We start from the raw sequence: 23001 nt of genomic DNA, 5'->3' as shown, positions 1-23001 counted from the left end.
GAACCCCGAGAGCCACTCCTTGTCTTACCGACGTCTGGTCGGGAGGCTACAACCCGTAAGGAGCGATTAATGCGTCATTACGAGATTATCTTTATGGTTCACCCGGACCAGAGCGAACAGGTTCCGGGCATGATCGAGCGTTACACCGCGACGGTTACTAGCGGCGGTGGTCAGGTTCACCGTTTGGAAGATTGGGGCCGTCGTCAAATGGCTTACTCAATCAACAAAATCCACAAAGCGCACTATGTTCTGATGAACGTAGAGTGTAGCGAAGAAGCTCTAGAAGAGCTGACCACCAACTTCCGCTACAACGATGCTGTGCTGCGTAACTTGGTTATCCGCACTGATGAAGCGGTTACTGAAGAGTCACCGATTGCTAAGGCTGATAAAGAGAGCCGTGAGCGTAAGCCACGTGCACCTCGTCCAGAGCGTCGTGACGAGTCTGACGATCAAGCTTCTGATGAGTCAAACGACTCTGCAGAAACCGAAGATCAGACTACCGAAACAGAGGGGGAGTAACCAATGGCTCGATTTTTCCGCCGTCGTAAATTCTGTCGTTTCACCGCCGAAGGCACCAAGCAGATCGATTATAAAGATCTGGAAACCTTGAAAGCCTACGTCACTGAAACTGGCAAAATCGTACCTAGCCGTATCACAGGTACAAAAGCAAAATATCAGCGTCAGCTAGCTACTGCTGTTAAGCGCGCGCGTTATTTGGCTCTGCTGCCGTACACGGACAGCCACGAGTAAGACTGACCAGTGCGTGCGCTCGCAGAGTTCATTATGCGCGGCCGCACTCAGGCTGCAATCGTTGCATTAATAGGGCACTGGATTCCATTACTGGGGCCTGCCACTGTTGCATTAGTAACGCTTAGGCGCGGCCCGGCCAATGGTTTGCTGGTGTTGCTCTGGGCGATATTACCGGCGATTGCCTTGCTGCTAATGCAGCAGCAAAGTGCGTTGCTGGCAGTAACCGGTGTTATCAGTGTATGTGTGGCCGCAGCAGTGCTGCGCCGCTCGGCACTGTGGCAGTATGCCCTTATGGCCCTGGTGGCCTGCAATACATTAGGGGTTTTACTGCTGGCATTACTGATGCCAGAGGCCGTAGCCCATATGCTGGCGCTGTGTACGGAGCTGTTTGATCAGCTGCAAGCACAGTCCGATCAGCCGCTGGGTTTACCGGTGCCCGACACGACATTAGTGTTGGCACTGTTAGCCGCAATGACCACCTTAAGTGGTGTGTTGGGGTTAATACTGGGCCGCTGGTGGCAATCGCTGCTGTACAACCCCGGTGGGTTTGCCGCAGAGTTTCGCGCCTTACGCTTGGCGCCTTTACCGGCAACGGTATGCGCTTTAGCCGTAGCTTATTGCTACTGGCGCGGCGCTGGCACAGGCATGTGGGTATTGGTTTTTGCCCAGCCTTTGCTGTTTGCCGGTATTGCTTTAGTGCATGCATTTATTGCAGCGCGGGGCATGGGCGTCCAGTGGTTGGTGATGTTCTATATTGCAATGGTGGTGCTGCAGCCGTTAACAGCACTGTTGGTTATAGTCGCATTTTGCGACACGTGGTTGAATTTTCGCGGTCGGCTTAGGCCCAAGGCATAGCTGCCGCGCAGGTAATTAAACAGAGGGTAAACGAGATGGAAGTTATTCTGCTCGAAAAAGTGGGTAAACTGGGTGCCATTGGCGATAAAGTCAGTGTTAAAGCCGGCTTCGGTCGCAACTTCCTAGTGCCACAAGGCAAGGCTATTCCTGCCACTGCATCAAATGTTGCTGATTTTGAAGCGCGTCGCGCCGAGCTTGAAGCTGCAGCTGCAGCTAAAAAAGCTGAAGCACAAGTTCGTGCCGATAAGCTGGCTGAGCTGTCTGTCACCATCGAAGCTAACGCTGGCGATGAAGGCAAGCTGTTTGGTTCTATCGGTACTCGCGACCTCGCTGGCGCAATCACTGCGGCTGGCGTTGAAGTGGTTAAAGCTGAAGTACGTCTACCAGAAGGTGCGATTCGCGAGCTGGGCGAGTACGAGATTGACGTACAAGTTCACGCCGAAATCACCCAAGTGGTAAAAGTCGCTGTTATTGCTGAGTAATCGTTACCTTTAGGTAAACGCTTACGCACGCTGACAAAGCGATAAAAATCGGGCACTATCAACCACCTTAACCGGTTGTTGTAGTGCCCGTTTTTTTTGCGTGTTAAATAGCCGCCTTTATTTGTTAATGTTTGGATTTTTGTTTTATGCCTAGCGACGCCACCGCCCAATATCGCGAGCCCACTCAGCCCCAAGGTGCGCCGGTACTGCCTACCTCGGTCGAGGCCGAGCAGTCGGTGTTAGGCGGCTTGATGCTCGACAACAGTCGCTTAGATGCCGTGCTAGAGATTGCTTCCGAAGTCGATTTTTATCGCGAAGATCACCGCCTGATCTTAAAAATGATGATTGAGCTGCAAGAAGATGCTCAACCATTGGACCCGGTGACCCTATCCGAGGCGTTAGAGCGCCACGGTGAGCTAGAACATGCCGGAGGCTTAGGCTACTTGGTTGAATTGGCAGCCAACACCCCAAGCGCGGCCAATATCACCGCTTACGCGCGTATTGTGCGCGAGCGCTCGACCTTGCGGCAATTGATCGTCGCAGCACAAGAGATTAGCCAGTCGAGTTATAACCCCGCAGGGCTGGATTCCGACGACCTGCTGCAAATGGCCGAAAAGCGGGTCGCAAAAATTGCCGAAGATCGTCCTAAAGAAGGCGGCCTGCGCGAAGTTAACGGCTTGTTAAAAGAAACCGTCGAGCGTATTGACGAGCTGTTTCGCTCGGGCGACGACGTTACTGGGGTAACCACAGGGTTAACCGATTTAGACGCTAAAACCTCTGGTTGGCAGCCGGGCGAGCTAGTGATTCTCGCGGCACGTCCCTCGATGGGTAAAACCGCTCTAGCGCTTAACTTTGTTGAATCGGCTATTTTCACTCAGCCAAAACCGGTGCTAGTGTTTAGTATGGAGATGCCATCGGCAGCGCTGGTCATGCGGATGATGTCCTCTATTGGACGTATCGATCAAGGCCATATGCGCAATGGTAAACTCACCGAAGAAGATTGGCCTAAGCTCTCGACCGCCGTGAGTAAAATGAAAGATAAACTGCTGTTTATTGACGATACTCCAGGCCTAACCCCGCAAGAATTACGTGCCCGTACCCGCCGTATAGCTCGCGAGCACGGCAATCCTGGCATGATCATGATCGATTACCTGCAGCTGATGCAGGTTGCCGGTGCCAGCGAAGGGCGCACCCAAGAGATCTCCGAAATCTCGCGCTCGCTAAAAGCCTTGGCTAAAGAGTTTGAGTGCCCAGTAATTGCCCTGTCGCAGCTTAACCGGAGTGTAGAGCAGCGCCCCAACAAGCGCCCCATGAACTCGGACTTGCGTGAGTCGGGCGCCATCGAGCAGGACGCCGACGTTATTTTGTTTATCTACCGCGATGAATACTACAACGAAGACACCGCCGAAAAAGGTGTATCGGAATTGATTGTAGGTAAGCAGCGTAACGGTGAGGTGGGTACAGTACGCGCCGCCTTTATTGGTAAATACACTCGTTTTGATAACTTAGCGGCAGAGTATTTTAGTCAGCAAGATGATGGCTATTAATCTGCTGTCGTAAAAACACGTCCGTGTGTTTTTGCGACGTCGCCGGTTAAATCCGGCGCAATGGCGCCCCTCCGTGGGCGCGACCGTACATTTTACCTACCGCAATAAGTCTGGTGCAGGGGAGTGACTCTGCTGGATTCTTGCGGCTCGCATTGGCGTTGCCGATGGTACACCTCCTTGTGTGCGATCATCGAGTTGGATGGTTATTAAAGTGGAGCCTGTGCAGATGCATCCGGCCACTCGATTAGGCTTTACCGCTTTGCAGTTTTCGAAGAAGGTCTGAAGGAGCAATATATATAACTTTTCTGCCATCTTTAGTGGAAAGGAATAGTTTCATATCCACGAGCTTTGCAAGGTAGTTTCTCGATGTATTCTCTGATATAGAGTAAGACTTCGAAACCTCCTTTACATTAAATATCCTCCCGGGCTCTTTCACTGCTTTTTTAATTAAATCTTTTTGAATAAAATGAAGAATGTTGCCCCAGGAGGTTTTCTCTAGAGTTTCTGATATGCTTTTAAATTCCGAGACCTTCAAGTTGAGGTATTTTTTAAGCTCTTCAAAAGCTTTAGAAATAATCTCCAATTGAAAATAAATAAAGTAGGTTAAGTCGTTGTCGTCCTTTTCTGTATACATATAAGATAAGCCATAATCATTTGGTTTCTCTTTTAATAGTTTGCTGATGGAAATGTATTTAAACAAAGTGTAGTCACTTTTAAGCATAAACCAATAAAAAAGAGCTCTGGCGGTTCTACCGTTCCCGTCTCGAAATGGATGTTCATAGCCAATCATAAAGTGCAAAACTATAGCTTTAATTAACGGATGAACAAAATCGCAGCCGCCTAAGCCTGTATGATCTTTATTTGCGAATTCACATAAATCCCGTATTCTTTGCTCGATCAGTGAGAAGTCAGGAGGTTGATGGGCGATATTGCCATCTCCATCTTCGATATAAATATCGTTGTCTATTCTGAACTCTCCAGGTACAACGTTATTCTCAGTTGTACCTCTCGTTGCAATTCTATGAAACTCTAAAATCATATCTAAAGTAAGTTCGTTTTTACTGTTTTGTTCTGCATACTTTAGGAGAAGATAATTATTGAGGATCATTCTTTCATCTTCATCGACGGGATCCCTTTCGTCTTCCAGCATCTTCTTTGCAACTTCTCTGGTGGTTGAGGCCCCTTCCAGTTGAGCACTGGTAATCGCCTCCTCCATTATTAGAGACGAAACTAAGAACCTACTTTGCAAGCTCTCACTAGCTGCAGAGTCAGCGATGGCGCCTACATTGCCGCCAGTAACTTTAACCAATTGATAAAGGGTTGCCTCCATTGAATGGGGGGTGCAGTAGACGAAGGGCCTGCCATTTTCATCGTTCAAGCCAATTGGTTTATGTTGCGATATCCGCTTAAACTTAACTGCCTTCCATAAATTCTCAGCGTTATTTTTATCCACTCTCCACTTAAATTGACCCCAGTGGAGGTAGCGCCCTTCTGAATCCGTAACATCGCAATCGCCCAGTAAAGGGATAATCGCTTCAAAATCTTCCGAAAAGTTGAGTATTGGGGCTTTTTCTACTTTAGCTCTAGCCATGACTCACCCTGTATAAATTTACTTGTTGATAGCTTTATAATGATAGGTCGGCAAAGAAAACGCAAATTTAAAATTTTGAGATTTAGGGTTTTCATTGTGACAGGGTAAGACCGTCGTGTGGCGGCCATCCATTAGGTATCGTAGTTGAATATATTGCAAAAACTGTTGATTCTTGGAGGGTGCGACACTGTTGATTTATGGGTTTCCCCTGAAAAAGGGGTTGTGAGGCAACGCGTTGTTGACGACCCGACGGTCAGCGCCCACACTTTTGTTCTGCGCAGCCCCAATACTAGGTGATCACTATGCCCAACAGTACAGATCGTTCCAATGCTATACGTCCGGCATCAGGTGTCCGACGTTCTACGCAAGCTCGCTTTCTGGATCGGCTCGCGGCTAATATTCAGCCCGGTCGTTTGGAGTGGATCGGTTTGCGTACTGTGCGGCGTGGCGCGATTGCCGAGGTGGAGTCGGTACAGGCGCTGGCCGAGCAGGGGCTGGAGGGCGATCATCGCTGCCGCAAAACCCGTGGTTCGGGTCGGCAAGTAACGTTAATTAGCCGCGAGTTTATCGAGCAAATTTGCCGTCATATGGGGCAGGACAGTATCGACCCAGCACTGTTGCGGCGCAATTTGGTGGTGTCGGGTATGAACCTGAACTTGTTGCGCTATCAAACACTACAAATTGGCGATGCGATTATTGTGCCCGGCGCGCTGTGTCATCCTTGCTCGCGGATGAATGAGAACTTGGGGGAGGGTGGTGTGGCGGCGATGTACGGTTATGGCGGCTTGTGCGCCAAGATTGTTCGTTCGGGGGTGATTCGGGTGGGCGATCAGGTGACTCGTTTGCGGCTTGATAGCGAGTCTGTTGGCGATTCGCTCCCACTGTTTTGAATTGTGTCCAAAAAATGTACTTGTTTCTCATGAGCGTGTATTATTCTGCCCCCGTCAGCGCGCGTAGTGCTGTTGGGTAATAGGCGATAGAGGCTCCCCATGCAGGTATTCCACCATACTCGCTCGCTGCGCGAGGCGCTAGCAGAGGCCCGTCGTAACGGTAAACGTATTGGCTTTGTGCCCACCATGGGCAATTTACACGATGCCCATTTGGCGTTGGTAAAACAGGCGCAGCAAACCTGCGATTGTGTGGTCGTGAGTATCTTTGTTAACCGTTTGCAGTTTGGTTTAAATGAAGACTGGGATCGCTACCCGCGCACTCTAGCCGCCGATTCGGCCAAGCTTGAGGCGGTTAACTGCGATTTTTTGTTTTGCCCCGATGAAACCGAAATTTACCCCAACGGCATGGATGAGCAAACCCGCGTGATTGTGCCGGCTATGACCGACGTTCTGTGTGGCGCCAGCCGTCCAGGCCATTTTGAGGGGGTCACCACGGTAGTGTCTAAACTGTTTAATATCGTCCAGCCCGACGAGGCCGTATTTGGTATTAAAGATTACCAACAGCTGGCGGTGATTCGTCACATGGTTGAAGATTTATGTATCCCAGTGCAAATAAGCGCTGGTGAGATTTACCGCGAAGCCGATGGCTTAGCACTTAGCTCGCGCAACGGCTTTATTAGCAGCGCCGAGCGTCCTCGTGTAAACCAGTTGTATAGCACGCTTAACTGGGTGGCCGAGCAAATTAAAGCGGGCCAGCGAGACTTTATTGGGCTGGCTCAGACCGGTAAAATGCAAATCAGCGAGGCGGGTTTTAAGGTCGATTACTTAGAGATTTGTAATAGCCGTACACTTAAGCCCGCGGCACACGACGACACCGAAATTACCATATTGGGCGCCATGTACACTGAGGGCGCTCGGCTGATAGACAATCTCTCGCTAGAGCTTATCTCAGTAAAGTGACGTTCACCTTAACCACCGGCGCTACCGAGTAGTTATTAGACAAACACAGGAGGGGCACATGCTCTCTAACATGCTTAAAGGCAAACTCCACATGGCTGCAGTCACCCAGGCAGAGCTGTGGTACGACGGTTCTTGCGCTATCGACGCCGACTTAGTCGAGTTGGCGGGGCTACGTGAGTTTGAGCAAATTGACATTTACAACGTTAACAACGGCGAGCGCTTTACCACCTATATTATTTTGGCCGAGCCTGGCTCGGGCACTATTTCTATGAATGGTGCGGCCGCGCGTAAAGTGCAAGTGGGCGATCGGGTTATCATTGCCACCTTTGGCCAATACAGCCAAGCAGAGCTGGAAAACTATAAGCCTCGGTTAGTGTATTTAAATGAATCCAATCAAGTTGAGCGCAGCACCAATACCATTCCTATGCAAGTTGTCTAAGCACCTATCTGAGTAGCGCCCGGTCCGGTTGGGGCGGCGCGCGCAATAGCCGCCCAATGCGGGCGGTTTAGAACCAATACACATCCGCACAGTTTTTTTGGCTGGTGAATACCGGCTGGATTTTATCGGCCCTATTTTTTGCCGTAAAGACAACGTTGTCTATAGCGCAAATGGCCGATGGCTGTTAAGCTCTAAGAACAACTAGATAACAGTACTCACGCGCGGAGATTATGTGTATGACCGAGCAAGTTTACCCCGTATCGGCTGAGCTACAACGCGATGCTTTGATCGACAAAGATCGCTACCAAGAGCTCTATCGCCAATCGGTTGAAGACCCAGATACCTTTTGGGCTGAACAAGCCGAGCAGTTTTTAACGTGGCAAGAAAAATGGCACACCGTCTGTAAAAGTGATTTAAGCCAGGGCGAAGTCGCTTGGTTTTTGGGCGGCAAGCTTAACGTTAGCGTCAACTGCATCGATCGTCACCTAGCCACGCGCGCCGAGCAAACCGCGATTATTTGGGAGGGCGACGACCCCGCCGATGACCAGCTTATAAGCTACCAACAGCTGCACACCGAAGTATGCCGCCTAGCCAACGTCTTGCGTGAGCGTGGTGTTAAAAAAGGCGATCGTGTGTGCCTGTATATGCCGATGATCCCCGAAGCCTGTTACGCCATGCTTGCCTGCGCTCGGGTTGGTGCTGTGCACTCGGTTGTGTTTGGTGGGTTTTCACCCGATGCACTAAAAGATCGGATGCTGAATGCCGATTGCCAGGTGCTGATTACCGCCGACGAAGGTCTGCGCGGCGGCAAAAAAGTCCCCCTAAAAGCCAATGCCGATAAAGCCTTAGCCGGCTGCCCCGGCGTTCACACCTGTTTGGTGGTTAAGCGCACCGGCGGCGACATTGATTGGAGTGATGCCCGCGATATTTGGTACCGCGACGCGGTAGATGCGGCGCCCAATCAGTGCGAGCCTGAGTGGGTAGACGCCGAACACCCGTTGTTTATTCTTTATACCTCGGGCTCTACCGGTAAACCCAAGGGTGTACTGCACACCACTGGCGGCTATTTGCTACAAGCGGCCATGACCCACAAATATGTATTTGATTATCGCGATGGTGACATCTATTGGTGTACCGCCGATGTCGGCTGGGTAACTGGCCACAGCTACATCGTGTACGGGCCGCTGGCCAACGGTGCCACCACTTTAATGTTTGAAGGGGTGCCCACATACCCCGATGCCTCGCGCTGCTGGCAAGTGATCGATAAGCATGGCGTTAACAGCTTTTACACGGCACCAACCGCTGTGCGTGCGCTTATGGGCGCTGGCGATGAGTTTGTGACCCGTACCTCGCGTAAATCCCTGCGTATTTTGGGTAGTGTCGGCGAGCCGATTAACCCCGAGGCATGGCAATGGTACTACCGTGTGGTGGGCGATGAGCGCTGCCCAATTATGGACACTTGGTGGCAAACCGAGACGGGTGCGCACATGATGACACCATTACCCGGTGCCACCGACCTTAAGCCTGGCTCGTGTACCTTCCCGTTTTTTGGTGTTCAGCCGGTACTGCTCGATGCCGATGGCAATGAGGTCGACGGCGCGGGCGAGGGTAGCTTAGCCATTAAAGCTAGCTGGCCCAGCCAGTTGCGCACCGTATATGGCGATCATCAGCGCTGTATCGACACCTACTACTCCACCTACCCCGGTTATTATTTTACTGGCGATGGCGCACGCCGCGATGCCGATGGTTACTACTGGATTACCGGCCGAGTCGATGATGTGCTGAATGTCTCGGGCCATCGCATGGGTACCGCCGAAGTCGAAAGCGCCCTAGTGTTACACGAGCTTGTGGCCGAGGCCGCGGTTGTGGGTTATCCGCACGACATTAAAGGCCAAGGCATTTACGCCTATGTCACCTTAATGGAAGGCGCCGAGCCCAGTGACGAGCTTAAAAAAGCGTTGCTGCAACAGTGCGTAGAAGAGATTGGCGCCATTGCTAGGCCCGATATCATCCAGTGGGCACCGGGGTTACCTAAAACCCGCTCGGGTAAAATTATGCGTCGTATTTTACGTAAAATCGCCGCTAACGAGCTGGATACATTAGGCGATACCTCAACCTTGGCCGATCCCGGCGTGGTCGACGACCTGATCGAAAACCGCATTAACCGATAGCCCTGTCTAACGCCTTGCGGGCCACTGGCTCGCAAGGCGTTTTCCCCTGCTTACTCAAGCTGGCATAATAAGCGCTACACGACAACCATGTAACGGCCGCTATGAGTGACGACGATCTGTTCCGCCAACAAATGCAAGACGTTAAGCGCTTAAAGGCCAATCCCAAGGTTGCCCTTAAACGCCAGCCCGTTATTGCCGATACGCTTAAGCAACGGCGCGCTGCCGCCCAAGCTATTACCGAGCAAGACACCAACTTTTTAAGCGCCGACCATATCGACCCGGTAGGCCCGCTGGATATTCTCGATTTTCGCCGCGCAGGGGTGCAGCACGGCGTGTATAAAAACTTGCGCTTGGGCAAGTACGGTTTTGATGCCCGCTTAGATTTACACCGCATGACGGTAGAGCAAGCTCGCACAGCACTGTTTCAGTTTATTCGCGATTGTATGGAACACGATATTCGCTGCGCTCTAATTACCCACGGTAAAGGCGAGGGTCGCGAGCAACCGGCCCTGCTAAAAAGTTGTGTCGCCAATTGGCTGCCTTGCATTGATGAAGTGCTGGCATTTCACTCGGCACAAAAACATCATGGCGCCAGTGGTGCTACTTATGTACTGCTTAAAAAGAGCGAGAAAAAACGCCAAGAAAATTGGGAGCAACATTCAAAACATACCTAACATATGAATTATAAAAACCGCGTTATTAACGCCAAACATCAAAAAGGAATATCGTCGTGAAACTACCACTGCATTTACTTATTTTAGATATGATCGGCTGCCTATTCATCGGCCTTGGCATGACAATGCACTTTGCTGATGTTGATTTATTACCGGCAAACCTACGCTTTGAAAACGACGGAATCGTATATATTTTAATAGGCGTAGCCTGCATGATTCCGGCGATAATTTTTATGATTAACGGCCTGCGTAACCGTCACCGGTAAAGCTATGACAAGCCAGTGCTCCCAGCCTGAACCGCTAAACCCAAATCATAACCGCGCCGAAACTCGTACCCGCATTGTGGTATTGCTTACGGCAGTAATGATGGTGATCGAAATTGCCGCCGGTATTTTATATGGCTCGATGGCACTGCTAGCCGACGGCTGGCATATGGCAACCCATGTAGGCGCGTTTGGTATTACCTTGTTTGCCTACTCGTACGCGCGGCGTCATGCTAATAACCCACGCTTTAGTTACGGCACCGGCAAAGTCAGTGTGCTGGGCGGTTTTGCCAGCGCCGTTGCCTTGGGGGTGGTCGCGGCGGTGATGATTGTCGAATCCGTCATGCGTTTTTTTCAACCGCATCAAATTGCCTACTCGCAAGCGATGCTGGTCGCCGTGATTGGTTTAGTGGTTAACTTGGTGAGCGGCTGGTTGTTGCACCAGGGGCATAATCATCACGACCACGATCATCACGGCCATACCCATCACCACGATCATAATCTGCGCGCCGCCTATATGCATGTGCTGGCCGATGCACTTACCTCAGTGCTCGCCATTATTGCGTTGTTTTTTGGCCGCAAATTGGGTTGGATCTGGATGGACGCCCTGATGGGAATTGTCGGTGCTGTCGTCATCTTGCGTTGGGCTTACGGTTTGATCAAAGATACCAGCGGTATTCTGCTTGATAGCACCGAGCACGATCACACCGCCGCCGAGATACGCGCGGCGCTTACAGACCAGTACACCCAAATCACCGACTTACACGTCTGGCCTTTGGCACCGGGGCGCAATGCGGCCAGCGTGTGCGTCGTGGCATCCAAGCCGCTTAGCCCAACACAATATAAAGCCCAGTTGTCGGACGTAGGTCATTTAAGCCATGTAGTTATTGAGGTGAGTGTGGCTGAACCATAAGTTCCAGCTCGATCCTAAGCGCGCGACAGCCTTGGTTAATATGCTTAATTAAGGCTGCCAATGGCTTTATGTTACTCACTGCGTCTTCGCCACCAGCTTGCCAATAACGATCCAGACACATTATGCCAAACAGAAAATAGGGCGCCGGGTAATGCCGCGCTGGCGGTAAAAAACTGCTGCGCTAACGCCACGGCCAAACCGGAATTTTGCATACCGACTTCAATGGCGATGGTGCGGCAGGTCGCCTTGTCAAACTTAAACAAACACGCCATTCCGTAGCCCGCCGTTAATCCAATACCGTTGTGCAGTACCACGGCCATTAGTACTAATGGCCCAATGCTGGCTAACCGCCCAGCGTTTAGCGCTACTACAATAGCAATAATCACGCTTATTAAAATCACCGCTATACTGGCCAAGGCCGGTTCGACCCGTTTGATTGTGGCGGCAAACCAGTGGTGCAGTAATACGCCCATTAATATTGGTGCCAATACAATTTTGGCGATACCCCAAAGCATTCCTAGAATATCAATCTCTACGCTGTTGCTCAGTAATAACCACGTTAGCAACGGCGTTAAAACAACCGATGCCAGCGTGGCCGTTAACGTCATAGATACCGACAGTGCGACTCGCCCACCGGCCAGCCAGGTAATTACATTTGATGCTGTACCGCCGGCAACTGTGCCCACCAGTACCATGCCGGTAGTCAGTTCGGCGTTTAACCCTAAAACGCGAGATACAGCCAAGGCCGCCAACGGCATCAATGTAAATTGCAGTGCTAGGCCAAGCAGAATTGGTTTAGGCTCGCGCGCTACGCGATAAAAATCGGCCTGAGATAACGTCAGCCCCATGGCAAACATTACCAGCGCCAACAACCATGTAATAGTAGCGGCCAACGGTGTAAATGCTCCCGGCAAGTAAAAACCAATAATGCCAAGCGCAATAGCCCAAAGGGGAAACAGCCGATTAAAGTGGTGGAGTGGACGCATATAGGCGGTAGACCATTTTGGTTATTGTTTTTAAGCGCTGATACTGCTTAAGCGTCGCACTTTATCTGTTTAAGTAATTATAACAATTAATCAGCGGCTTCTAGTATAAATGCTGGTGTTAAAGTATTTTTATCTGACATCTCAACTTTACTAAGCCTTTGGGGTAATAATTGAGTAGTGCGCCAACGAAACACTCAAAAAGAACAATAAGAGTAAGTAATTTAATGAGCGCTGCTTGTGTCGTTCGCCCCAGTTTAAGGTTCACTTTTGGGGGTTTGTCTGGCCGTTACCTTGGGTTTTCTCATAATCGTTTTAACTACCGGATAGTTATGGCAATATTGACTGTTGATGTGCACGATAGGATAGCGCCCCACAAACAATAAGGATTCGCTACATGGAACTTGGCGACGCGCAAAAGCTGCGTTTAACAACCCTAGAGCTAGTGGCTTATTGGGAAGGGGCGGTAAACGCCAGTGTCTTGGTAAAGCATTTTGGCATCTCCCGCCAGCAGGCCAGCACCGATATAAAACGCTACCGCGAGCTGGCCCCACATAATTTGCAGTACGATGAAGCAGCAAAAGCATTCTTACCGCTTAGCGCGTTTACGCCGTATTTTATTTCGGCCCAAGCCGAGCAATACCTCGCTTGGCTCGGTCAGCCAGACCTAGCGCACAACACCGCCCGGCTACCCATCCATAACCTCGCGTTATCCGTCAGGCCCATAGCGCCACAGCTTATGCGCGCGGTGGCGCAAGCCATACGCCACAATCAGCGGTTAGAGGTCGATTACGTCTCCCTCACCAACCCCAGTCGGCAGGGCCGGGTCATCGCACCCCACGCGCTTATTCAAACTGGCCTGCGCTGGCACCTACGCGCTTGGTGCGAACATAAAAAGCAATTTCGCGACTTCGTCTTAAGCCGCTTTCGCGGTGATGCAACTTTGTCTGGCCCCGCCACCCACACAGCCGCACAAGACACAGTGTGGAATACCCAAGTCACGCTAACCTTCGAGCCCGACCCACGCCTAAACGCCGCGCAACGCGAAGTGATCGAGGTGGACTACCAAATGCAAAACGGCCAACTCAACATTCAAACCCGCGCCTGCCTAGCGCAATATTTACTGCAAGAGATGCGCATCAACCCCAAGGTGCTAGACGGCATCCCCGAAGCTCAGCAATTAGTGCTCGTCAATTTATCTGACATAAAGCAGTGGTTGTTTTGATAAAACGGCCGAATACAGGTGAGTTTTAAGGTGGGTTGTCAGAAGTTTATACGGGTTATTTTTACAGTATTGCGTGTTATGGGCGAGTTGGTAAGTTAAGTACAAATAATTGTCGAGGTGACAGTATTAATGCAGTCATATTATCAATACATAGGTAAAGCGCAGAACCCCGAGGGGATGACGGCTTCGTGCCACCTGTTGCCTTATCACTTTATGGATGTGGCGGCGGTTGGGAGCCGGGTACTGGATAGTTGTCCCACGCTAGAGGCCGACTTGGCGGGTTTTCTCAATATTGAGCCAGTGCAGTTTCGCGCTTTGTTTTTGTTTGGTTTGCTGTTGCATGATCTAGGAAAAATGACCGCTTCTTTTCAGAGTGTTTTTGCGTCCTCGGGTCTCGTGAAAATCGATCTGCCTAATGGTGTGAGCTACGATGGCAAGCGAGGTCGTCATGATCAGCTAGGGTATGACGTCTGGAAGAAAGTGCAAAAAACTGCTCAACTAACAGGCAGTACCCTGAGAGAAAAACAACGATTGCAGTTCTTCCTCGGGATTTTTTGGGGCCATCACGGCAGGCCGGTACGTCAAGAAACAACCATCAAAGATACGCTCAAGTTAACCTCGCAAGATGTTGCCGCCGCTGAGGCTTGGGTTAAAGATTGTCAAAGTCTGATGGGTGCTGAACTCCCCACAAGCTGTTGGGCCGACGACGTATTCTCAGATCGTTTAAAACAAGTTAGCTGGTTGTTGGCGGGGCTGGGGACTTATTGTGATTGGGTGGGCTCTGATAGCGATATTTTCACTTATCACGATCAGCCCATTGCACTTGAAGAGTATTGGCATCAAGTGGCCTTGCCAGCGGCTAGTCGAGCACTCACCAAAACCGAAGTGTTTGAGCCGGTAACCGTACAGCCATTTAATGGTTTTCAATCGCTGTTTCCTTTTGCCCCCTCGCCCTTGCAATCTTATGCAGAGAAAGTGTCCGTGAACGCATCGCCGCAGTTATTTATTTTGGAAGACCTTACAGGCTCGGGTAAAACCGAGGCCGCGTTAACATTGGCGCACCGACTGTTGGCTTCGGGCGCTGGTCGAGGCTTATATTTTGGTTTGCCTACTATGGCGACCTCTAATGCCATGTTTGATCGAGTAGCGAAGCATTATCAAGAAATGTTGGCAGGGTCAGAGAACGCTGTGCCGAGTATTGTTTTGGCCCATGGCGCGCGGAATATGAACGACCGGTTTCGGGAGGCAATGCTGGGTGAAAGTAGTACTGATCAACCCTACGAAAAAGGTGAAGCCACCGCCTCACTGCATTGCAGCCAGTGGCTGGCCGACAGTCGCAAGAAGGCCTTGTTGGCCCCGGTAGGGGTAGGAACCATTGATCAGGTATTGCTCGCCATTTTACCCAAACGACACCAATCGCTGCGGGTTTTGGGTTTGTACAGAAAAGTGTTGATACTTGATGAAGTGCACGCCGCCGATGAATACATGCTGGCTTTGTTGGAGCATGTAATGCGGCTGCATGCGAGCCAAGGGGGCAGCATCATTATGCTAACGGCCACCTTACCCCAAGCGCGACGTCAACGGTTGGTTAATGCTTGGCAGCAAACGTTGGGTCAGTCACCGGCGCTATTGCAACATACAGCGCCCGACGATTTTCCATTAGCCACTCGGGTTAGTGGTGACGATGCTGTCCAAGAGGCGCGCCTGCCTTGCCGGGAGGGGACGGAAAAGAGAGTTGCCGTTGATTTTATTCACAGTGAAGCCGAGTGCGTGGAGCATTTGTTGGCGGCGGTAGAGCGCGGGCAATGTGCCGTCTGGATTCGCAACTCGGTGGATGAAGCCATATCGGCTTACCGTCAGCTTCGCGACCGTTTGCCGAACCCGAAAGATTGTCAGTTGTTTCACAGTCGGTTTGTACTACAGCATCGCAAAGATCGTGAGGCATGGGTGATGCAACACTTTGGCAAATCCTCAACGCAAGAACAGCGAGCGGGCCGGGTGTTAATAGCGACTCAAGTATTTCAAGAAAGTCTCGACGCGGACGCAGATGTAATGATCAGCGATTTGTGCCTGATTGATGATTTGGTTCAACGTTCCGGGCGGCTACACCGTCACGCCCGAGATCAATATGGGGCACCTGTATCCGACCAGCCCGACGGTCGCGCACGTCCCAAACTACTGATCCATGCGCCGCAATGGGATTCGGCCCCAAAAGCCGACTGGCTAAAGTGTCATTCCCCCAACACCCAGTATGTCTATAAACGTCCAGGCCGTATCTGGCGCACCATGGAGTATTTACGGGGCGCAGCAGAGATACGATTGCCGGAAGAGTCACGCACCATGATCGAGTCGGTTTATGGCGAGGATGTAACCGTCCCCGAAGCGTTTGATGAGGCCGGGCTGGAATACAGCGGCCTGGTCCGGGCCAGCAGCAATCAAGGACAGTTTAATCGTCTAGTATTGGAACAAGGTTACACCTACGAGAGCAATCGGGCGTGGGGAGAAGATAATGTAGATATCGGTACACGCCTTGGCGATGAGTCAGAAGAGGTAGTCTTAGTTCGCCGCACCAAAGAGGGCTACGAGCCCTATATCGAGGCTCCCAGTCATTCGGTGGAGTTGAGTGTGGTCAAGTTGTCCAGTAAGAAGCTCAGTCAGCTGCACATGTTGGCCGAAGATGAAAGGGAGGCGTTTGTATTGCGCCACCGACGGGCGAAATACGCCCGGGTGGCGGATGTCGAGGCCACTCCTTATTCGGAGCAAGAGGGGTGGGGCAGCACCAGCACGAACGGTGTACAAAATAATGATTGATAAGGAGGTATCAGTGAATCTAAACCTATGTATTGATCCTTGGCTCAAGTTTCGGCTTGCGTCCGGTGAGATTGTGGCTTTGCCATTAAAAGAGCTTGGGCGAGAGGATCTTCGGGATATCGTCTTACCCCGCCAGGATTTTTACGGCGCTGGTTGGCAGTTTCTGGTCGGTATATTGCAAACGGCTTTTGCGCCAGCTGATGAGAGCGAATGGTTGGAGTGGTATGAAGGCTCGCCCTCTTCTGAAGCGCTGGCCACAGCACTTGGCAAAATTGAGCACGCCTTCGAGCTGTTTGGTGATGGCCCTTGTTTTATGCAAGATTTAGAGCCATTGGATGACGGAACAAACGTCGATGTATCGAGTCTGCTGATCGATGCTCCCGGAGGTAATACCCTTAAGTTAAATACCGATCACTTTATTAAGCGGGGGCAGGTCAAGGCCTTGTCGCCCGTTATGGCGGCTATGGCGTTATTTACACTACAAATCAATGCGCCCGCAGGAGGGCAGGGCCATCGGACCGGGTTGCGCGGCGGAGGCCCATTGACTACCTTGGTAGTTTCTAGCGACTCATCACTAAGCCTGTTTCGCCGTTTGTGGCTCAATGTGGCGCCCACCGATAGCGACCTACCTCGCCCCCTTAAATACGACGAAAGCGTTTTTCCTTGGCTGGCACCTACTCGCACCAGTAAAGAAAAAGGCACCGAAGTGTATCTGAACGATGAAGGCGTACATACCTTGCAACAGTATTGGGCTATGCCGCGCCGAATCCGCCTAGAACCGAGCGAGGCGGGGCGCTGTGACCTGACCCATGAGCACACCGAGATTACGGTAGCGAGCTACCGGACCAAAAACTACGGCGCTAATTACGGCGGCACTTGGGCTCACCCGCTGACGCCTTATCGCTACGACCCTAAAAAGCCAGAGTTAGAGCACTTTTCTAGTAAAGGTCAGCCCGGCGGTATTGGTTACCGGCAGTGGCATCAGTTTTTATTTGAGGACAGCGGAGAGGGGCACCTTCCGGCTAAGGTGGTCGCCCGTATGACCAAGAATCAAGAGCTTCTGGAGGAAGAGCTGGAGCTGGAAGATCAACTGAGCGTGTGGGTGTTTGGTTTTGATATGGACAACATGAAAGCGCGTTCTTGGCACGAAGCCAGAATGCCATTTCTATCAATGTCGGCGGAGCTTATCCCTCTGTTTGTACAAGAGGTCGGTGGTCAGGTAGAAGTCGCCAACGATCACAGGAAAGCGCTTCGTCGGGCCTGCAAAAACGCTTGGCTGGGGGATGGCGATAGTAATGGCGACTTGGGTTTTATCGACGAACAGTTCTGGACGGCTACTGAGCAAGATTTTTATGCAATGGTCGACCAGCTCAAAAAAGATATTGAATCCGGCCAGCAAAAACTGAATGCTCAAAATTGCCAGCATTGGGTGGGGGTGTTAAAGCAACGCGCTCTGTCATTATTTGATGCCTTGGTGCTGAGTGATGCGAGCCAGACTGAACATATAGAGCGCAAGTTGCGTGCACGCCGCTCGCTTGAGTGGACCAAATTAAACAAAGCGTATTTGCAAAAACATGGGCTCGATAAAAGGGGAGTGATTAGCGTATGAGTACGGAAGAAGATCAATCACAAGGTGCCGATAAAAAACTGGGATTATACGCACGATGGTGGCATCGCCTAGTAAACAGCGATACCTGTCAGCGTAATAAGTTACAGGCGCTGCCAACAGCACACAAAGCTATACTGAAACGCTGTAAAAGCTTGGATGAAGTAATGTTGTCTGAGCCGTTTCAGGCGCTGTGGCAATTTATGCCGGAAGAAAAACGCTCACCACCCTACATGGAGGTTGCCGCCTTGATTACGTGGGTGCTGGCGTCAGTTCGTAAAGATTCGGAGTTGAGCCTAGCCAAAGCCATGGCGCGTAAAGCCGGTGAAGGTAGTGACCGCCCTCGGGTGTCGACGTTGCGTTTTCAGCAGCTAATCAAATCCCGAGACACTGCTGAATTTGCCCGACGCTTACGTCGTATTTTGCACCAAATTGACGATACTGTTTCCGTACAGGCGCTGGCGCAGGAGGTCGAGCACTGGTATTGGCAAAGCCGATCCTCTGTGCCAGAAGTTAACCCGGCAAAGCGCCAAGTGCTGCGCTGGGCCATGGACTATTACGCAACTGCTAAAACTTCTTAATATAAAAGACAATAAGGATCTTGTTATGTCACGTTTTATTCAAATTCATACATTAACATCATACCCGCCTGCCAACCTAAACCGAGACGATCTTGGGCGGCCCAAAACCGCCATGATGGGCGGTGTTGAGCGCTTGCGGGTCAGTTCGCAGTCGCTAAAAAGGCATTGGCGCACCTCCGATGTATTTCAAGAGGCGCTGCGCAATCACCTAGGTACGCGTACCAAAGATATCGGTAAACATGTACAAAAATCGTTGCTGGACAAAGGCGTTAATGAAAAAAAAGCTGAAGATTGGGCATTTGCCATTGCTGGGATTTTTGGCAAAGTAGAAAAAGGCAAAGTAACGACGCAACAGTTGGTTTTTTTCAGCCCAGAGGAGTGGCAGGCGGTTGACGATCTAGTGGCTACACTAGCCGATGAAAATCGCAAACCTGAAGAGGCCGAGTTAAAAGGTCTACTAAAAAAGAGTGCTGCAGTGGATATCGCACTGTTTGGCCGAATGCTAGCGGACTCTGCCAATTTTAATGTCGAGGCAGCTTGCCAAGTAGCTCACGCGCTGAGTGTTCACGGCGTGACGGTTGAAGACGACTATTTTACCGCTGTCGATGACCTGAATGCTGACCATGATGATCGAGGCGCAGCACATATTGGCGAGACTGGATTCGCTGCAGCCGTTTTTTACAGCTACGTGTGCATCGAGCGTGAAGCTCTGCTAACAGCACTCAATGGTGATGAAGAGCTCGTTAACAAAGCGGTCGCCGCCATGATTGAGGCAATTGCCACCGTCTCACCCAAAGGCAAGCAAAACAGCTTTGGCTCACACGCTTACGCCTCTTACATGATGCTGGAAACGGGCAAAAAACAGCCCCGTAGCCTGTCGGCCGCTTTTCTTGCACCGGTAAAAGGCGATGACTATTTGCCATCGGCGATTGCGGCGCTCGAAACACAAGCCAAGCACTTTGATACCGTGTATGGCCCCTGCGCCGATCAGCGCGTTAGCTTTAATGCGTCAACCGGTGAGGGCAGTTTACCATCGGTTATTCAAGTGGCCACTCAGGCCTAGGGGGCGCTATGCAGTGCTTAACTTTTCGTCTTTATGGCGCCATGGCCAGCTGGGGAGGTACCGCCGTGGGCGGTGTTCGATCTACCAGGCCTGCACCTTCACGCTCGGCGGTTATTGGGCTTTTGAGTGCCGCCTTGGGTTTGCGTCGTGAACAGGAAGATGAAATTGCTCGGTTGAATAGCAGCATCGGCATGATGATCAAATCCGAGTCGGATGGTCGCTTGCTTCGCGACTATCACACAACCCAAGTGCCGAGCGCCGACAAAAAAGCCATTTGGCCGCATCGTAAAGCAGAGTTGGAAAATACCCCGCGCAATGTTAATACAATATTGTCCACGCGGGATTATCGAGTCGATGGGCATTGGCTTGTGGCGCTGACACTTCGAGACGACTCGCATTACACTTTGGAGGCAATTCGGGATGCTTTGAGCGAGCCGGTATTTCCACTTTATTTAGGACGAAAGTCCTGCCCACTGGCCACGCCGATTTATCCGTTACTACTAGATGCAGGCGATGTCCACCAAGCGCTTGAGAGTTATCAGTTTCCTATTTCCCCCGTGGCTCGATCCGAATCAGTTTTGTATGGCCAGACGATACACTATGAGTGGGATGATGGGCTAGAAACTGACTTGCCGCCATCGGAAACAAGCGAGCGCTGGGATAACCCCGCGTCCCGGTTGCGCTGGCAATTTGAAAAGCGGTTGGTTCACAGCGCCCGACAGAAAAGGAGTGAGTAATGTTTTTAACGAGAGTCCTGCCGACTAAAGGCTTATTGATTGCTCATCTAACCGAGAGAGCCAATAAAGGCGATGCTTATGCCCAACATCAACTCCTGTGGCAATTATTCCCCGATCAGCTAAACCGAAATTTTCTTTTCCGTTACGAGCAAGGAAAAAGTGGCCCATGCTACTACCTTTTGTCTGCGTCTGAGCCAATCGCTGAGTTTGAGGGTGTTCAAGTTTTATCCAAGCCCTTTCAGCCCAAGTTAAAAACGGGTGATCAACTAGGCTATACACTGCGAGCCAACCCAACCCGTATGTTAAAACACGACAAACCTGGCCAGCGCGGGCGGCGAGTCGATGTATTGATGCACGCTAAAATGCAAGCGCGGGGAATGCCCGACGTCGATGTCGCACAAGTCCAGTATCAGGCTGCTCAAGATTGGCTGATGGAGCCGGCGCGACAAGCGCGTATGGGGGTGGCGTTTGCCACCGCTCCCGAGGTGACTGAACACCAGCAGCATCAAGTTTATAAATCAGCTCGTAACAGTGGCCGAGCAAAACCCATTCAGTTTGCCTCAGTTAATTACGAGGGAACGTTAACCGTGACTGACCCTGAGTGTTTTTTACGGCAGTTGACGCAGGGCGTTGGCCGCGCTAAAGCCTTTGGCTGCGGACTGATGATGATTAGGAGGATTTAAAGGTTAACAATTACACGGAGGTACCATGAAAGCAAAGCTTGAGGTGCTCGAACAAGATATCGCGACCAGCGTTAAAGATGGGCTGGAGTATATCTGTATTACGGATATTGCTCGGTACAAAAATGCGGAACGAACAGACGATTTAATCCGTAATTGGCTCAGAAATCGTAATACTATTGAATTTTTGGGTATTTGGGAGCAGTTAAATAACCCGAATTTTAAACCCGTCGAATTCGACGGGTTTAAAAAACAGGCAGGGCTTAATAGCTTTACCCTTACCCCAAAGCAGTGGATCGAGGCGACGGGTGCCGTTGGGTTGATATCCAAGGCCGGGCGCTATGGCGGCACCTATGCGCAAAAGGATATTGCCTTTGAGTTTGCCAGTTGGATCTCGGTCGAGTTTAAACTGTACCTGATCAAGGAGTTTCAGCGGCTTAAAGAGCAAGAGTTCTCGCAGCTAGGCTGGGATATTCGTCGCAACCTTGCCAAAGTTAATTACCTCATCCACACCGATGCCATCAAAGAAAATTTGGTGCCAGATACGCTGACTGCGCAACAGGTTAGTTTGGTTTATGCGACTGAGGCTGACCTGTTGAATATGGCGCTGTTTGGCATGACAGCAAAGCAATGGCGGGATCAAAACCCAGACGTAAAAGGCAATATTCGCGACCACGCCAACATTCATCAGTTGGTGTGTTTGGCCAACCTTGAGTCCATGAATGCTCACTATATTGCTGAGGGTATGCTGCAGAACAAGCGCCTGCAAAAGCTGAACACACTGGCCATTAGTCAGATGAGCGTTTTGACCAGAGCATATTCTCAGCGGCAGTTGGAGGGCGACAAACCTAATGGCCAATGAGACGTTTGTACCCCTTAAGCCTATACCCATAAAAGATCGTAACTCCATGATTTTTGTTGAGCACGGTCAGATTGACGTACTCGATGGTGCCTTTGTCGTGATCGACAAAAATGGCGTGCGTATGCATATTCCCGTGGGGTCCGTTACTTGCATCATGCTAGAGCCGGGTACGCGCGTATCTCATGCCGCAATAAAATTGGCGGCACAAGTGGGTACATTGTTAATTTGGGTGGGCGAGGCGGGGGTTCGGCTATACGCTTCGGGCCAGCCTGGCGGTGCTCGGTCAGACAAACTGTTGTATCAGGCTAAACTTGCCTTGGATGAAAACTTGCGATTAAAAGTGGTACGCAAAATGTTTGAGTTGCGCTTTGGCGAGCCTGCTCCAGTCAAGCGGAGTATTGACCAGCTGCGTGGTATTGAAGGTGCGCGAGTACGTAAAACCTATCAGTTACTGGCTCAACAATACGGTGTTAAATGGCAGGGTCGACGCTACGACCCAAAGGACTGGGAAAAAGGCGATGTGGTAAACCAGTGCCTGAGCGCAGCGACCTCTTGCCTCTATGGCGTAACCGAAGCGGCGGTGCTGGCGGCAGGGTATGCACCAGCAATTGGCTTTGTTCACTCGGGTAAGCCATTATCGTTTGTGTACGATATGGCCGATATTGTTAAATTTGAAACGGTCGTACCCACGGCGTTTCAGGTAGCGTCCAAGTCACCCCATGCTCCTGATCGTCAAGTGCGTATTGCTTGTCGTGAGTTGTTCCGCTCGTCAAGCCTTTTGAGGCGCATGATTCCATTAATTGAGGAGGTGCTGGCCGCTGGAGAAATCGTGCCCCCACCACCGCCTGACGATGCTCAGCCGCCTGCGATTCCCGAGCCTGACAGTATTGGTGATAGCGGACACAGGAGCGGTTGATT

At 51.0% G+C, this 23001-nt stretch carries 23 protein-coding genes; 21 read left to right on the top strand and 2 right to left on the bottom strand.

What is annotated here, in order from left to right; all coding sequences use genetic code 11:
• Positions 1-69 precede the first annotated feature (69 nt).
• From rpsF to dnaB, 5 genes are all read left to right on the top strand, one after another.
• Complete coding sequence (rpsF, locus tag GILYN3_RS09385; protein WP_049722740.1) at positions 70-519, top strand: 30S ribosomal protein S6; 450 nt, start codon at positions 70-72, stop codon at positions 517-519.
• Positions 520-522: 3 nt separating this feature from the next.
• Complete coding sequence (gene rpsR, locus GILYN3_RS09380) at positions 523-750, top strand: 30S ribosomal protein S18 (protein WP_049722739.1); 228 nt, start codon at positions 523-525, stop codon at positions 748-750.
• A gap of 33 nt (positions 751-783) precedes the next feature.
• On the top strand, positions 784-1605 hold the full coding sequence (locus GILYN3_RS09375; protein WP_049722738.1) for a YybS family protein: 822 nt from the start codon (positions 784-786) through the stop codon (positions 1603-1605).
• A 35-nt stretch (positions 1606-1640) separates the two neighbouring features.
• Complete coding sequence (gene rplI, locus GILYN3_RS09370; protein WP_049722737.1) at positions 1641-2087, top strand: 50S ribosomal protein L9; 447 nt, start codon at positions 1641-1643, stop codon at positions 2085-2087.
• A gap of 146 nt (positions 2088-2233) precedes the next feature.
• Positions 2234-3634 carry a replicative DNA helicase gene (gene dnaB, locus GILYN3_RS09365; RefSeq protein WP_049722736.1) on the top strand — a complete coding sequence of 467 codons (1401 nt, stop codon included), beginning with the start codon at positions 2234-2236 and terminating at the stop codon, positions 3632-3634.
• Positions 3635-3878: 244 nt separating this feature from the next.
• On the opposite strand, the gene GILYN3_RS09360 is transcribed toward dnaB, so the two are convergent.
• The gene (locus GILYN3_RS09360; RefSeq protein ID WP_049722735.1) at positions 3879-5225 is read right to left on the bottom strand and encodes a Fic family protein; all 1347 of its coding nucleotides are present in this window, start codon (positions 5223-5225) and stop codon (positions 3879-3881) included.
• Positions 5226-5527: 302 nt separating this feature from the next.
• On the opposite strand from GILYN3_RS09360, the gene GILYN3_RS09355 reads away from it, so the two are divergent.
• From GILYN3_RS09355 to dmeF, 7 genes are all read left to right on the top strand, one after another.
• Entirely contained in the window at positions 5528-6115 is a 588-nt protein-coding gene (locus tag GILYN3_RS09355; protein ID WP_049722734.1) for an MOSC domain-containing protein, read from the top strand.
• Between the two features lie 99 nt (positions 6116-6214).
• Complete coding sequence (gene panC, locus GILYN3_RS09350) at positions 6215-7075, top strand: pantoate--beta-alanine ligase (protein ID WP_049722733.1); 861 nt, start codon at positions 6215-6217, stop codon at positions 7073-7075.
• A gap of 58 nt (positions 7076-7133) precedes the next feature.
• The gene (gene panD / locus GILYN3_RS09345) at positions 7134-7514 is read left to right on the top strand and encodes an aspartate 1-decarboxylase (RefSeq protein WP_049722732.1); all 381 of its coding nucleotides are present in this window, start codon (positions 7134-7136) and stop codon (positions 7512-7514) included.
• A gap of 236 nt (positions 7515-7750) precedes the next feature.
• Positions 7751-9685 carry an acetate--CoA ligase gene (gene acs, locus GILYN3_RS09340; RefSeq protein WP_049722731.1) on the top strand — a complete coding sequence of 645 codons (1935 nt, stop codon included), beginning with the start codon at positions 7751-7753 and terminating at the stop codon, positions 9683-9685.
• Positions 9686-9786: 101 nt separating this feature from the next.
• Positions 9787-10359 carry a DNA endonuclease SmrA gene (gene smrA, locus GILYN3_RS09335; RefSeq protein ID WP_049722730.1) on the top strand — a complete coding sequence of 191 codons (573 nt, stop codon included), beginning with the start codon at positions 9787-9789 and terminating at the stop codon, positions 10357-10359.
• A 56-nt stretch (positions 10360-10415) separates the two neighbouring features.
• The gene (locus tag GILYN3_RS09330) at positions 10416-10625 is read left to right on the top strand and encodes a DUF1418 family protein (protein ID WP_049722729.1); all 210 of its coding nucleotides are present in this window, start codon (positions 10416-10418) and stop codon (positions 10623-10625) included.
• A gap of 4 nt (positions 10626-10629) precedes the next feature.
• Entirely contained in the window at positions 10630-11535 is a 906-nt protein-coding gene (gene dmeF, locus GILYN3_RS09325; protein ID WP_049722728.1) for a CDF family Co(II)/Ni(II) efflux transporter DmeF, read from the top strand.
• A 71-nt stretch (positions 11536-11606) separates the two neighbouring features.
• On the opposite strand, the gene GILYN3_RS09320 is transcribed toward dmeF, so the two are convergent.
• A complete protein-coding gene (locus GILYN3_RS09320) occupies positions 11607-12521 on the bottom strand; it encodes a bile acid:sodium symporter family protein (protein WP_049722727.1) in 915 nt (304 codons plus the stop codon).
• Positions 12522-12915: 394 nt separating this feature from the next.
• Between GILYN3_RS09320 and GILYN3_RS09315 the strand changes: the two genes are divergently transcribed.
• The 9 genes from GILYN3_RS09315 to cas1e all read left to right on the top strand — a co-directional run bounded on the left by GILYN3_RS09315 (position 12916) and on the right by cas1e (position 22999).
• The gene (locus GILYN3_RS09315) at positions 12916-13743 is read left to right on the top strand and encodes a helix-turn-helix transcriptional regulator (protein ID WP_049722726.1); all 828 of its coding nucleotides are present in this window, start codon (positions 12916-12918) and stop codon (positions 13741-13743) included.
• 129 nt (positions 13744-13872) lie between these two features.
• A complete protein-coding gene (locus GILYN3_RS09310; RefSeq protein WP_049722725.1) occupies positions 13873-16554 on the top strand; it encodes a CRISPR-associated helicase/endonuclease Cas3 in 2682 nt (893 codons plus the stop codon).
• A gap of 13 nt (positions 16555-16567) precedes the next feature.
• Positions 16568-18163: a type I-E CRISPR-associated protein Cse1/CasA gene (gene casA, locus GILYN3_RS09305; protein WP_198147339.1), complete on the top strand. Its 1596-nt coding sequence runs from the start codon at positions 16568-16570 to the stop codon at positions 18161-18163.
• Positions 18160-18741 (top strand): type I-E CRISPR-associated protein Cse2/CasB, encoded by a 582-nt coding sequence (casB, locus tag GILYN3_RS09300; RefSeq protein WP_049722723.1) that lies wholly within the window; start codon positions 18160-18162, stop codon positions 18739-18741. Before casA ends, casB begins: the two co-directional genes overlap by 4 nt.
• Before the next feature lie 25 nt (positions 18742-18766).
• On the top strand, positions 18767-19804 hold the full coding sequence (cas7e, locus tag GILYN3_RS09295; RefSeq protein WP_049722722.1) for a type I-E CRISPR-associated protein Cas7/Cse4/CasC: 1038 nt from the start codon (positions 18767-18769) through the stop codon (positions 19802-19804).
• Between the two features lie 8 nt (positions 19805-19812).
• A complete protein-coding gene (cas5e, locus tag GILYN3_RS09290; RefSeq protein WP_049722721.1) occupies positions 19813-20541 on the top strand; it encodes a type I-E CRISPR-associated protein Cas5/CasD in 729 nt (242 codons plus the stop codon).
• Positions 20541-21224, top strand: a complete 684-nt coding sequence (cas6e, locus tag GILYN3_RS09285; protein WP_049722720.1) for a type I-E CRISPR-associated protein Cas6/Cse3/CasE — start codon at positions 20541-20543, stop codon at positions 21222-21224. Before cas5e ends, cas6e begins: the two co-directional genes overlap by 1 nt.
• A gap of 25 nt (positions 21225-21249) precedes the next feature.
• Positions 21250-22083: a KilA-N domain-containing protein gene (locus GILYN3_RS09280; RefSeq protein ID WP_049722719.1), complete on the top strand. Its 834-nt coding sequence runs from the start codon at positions 21250-21252 to the stop codon at positions 22081-22083.
• Entirely contained in the window at positions 22073-22999 is a 927-nt protein-coding gene (cas1e, locus tag GILYN3_RS09275; protein ID WP_049722718.1) for a type I-E CRISPR-associated endonuclease Cas1e, read from the top strand. Before GILYN3_RS09280 ends, cas1e begins: the two co-directional genes overlap by 11 nt.
• Positions 23000-23001: the final 2 nt, after the last annotated feature.

The sequence above is a fragment of the Gilvimarinus polysaccharolyticus genome, assembly GCF_001187555.1.
Classification (GTDB): Bacteria; Pseudomonadota; Gammaproteobacteria; order Pseudomonadales; family Cellvibrionaceae; genus Gilvimarinus; species Gilvimarinus polysaccharolyticus.
Note: the sequence above shows the minus strand (reverse complement) of the source record. Positions and strands in the feature narration are given on the sequence as shown.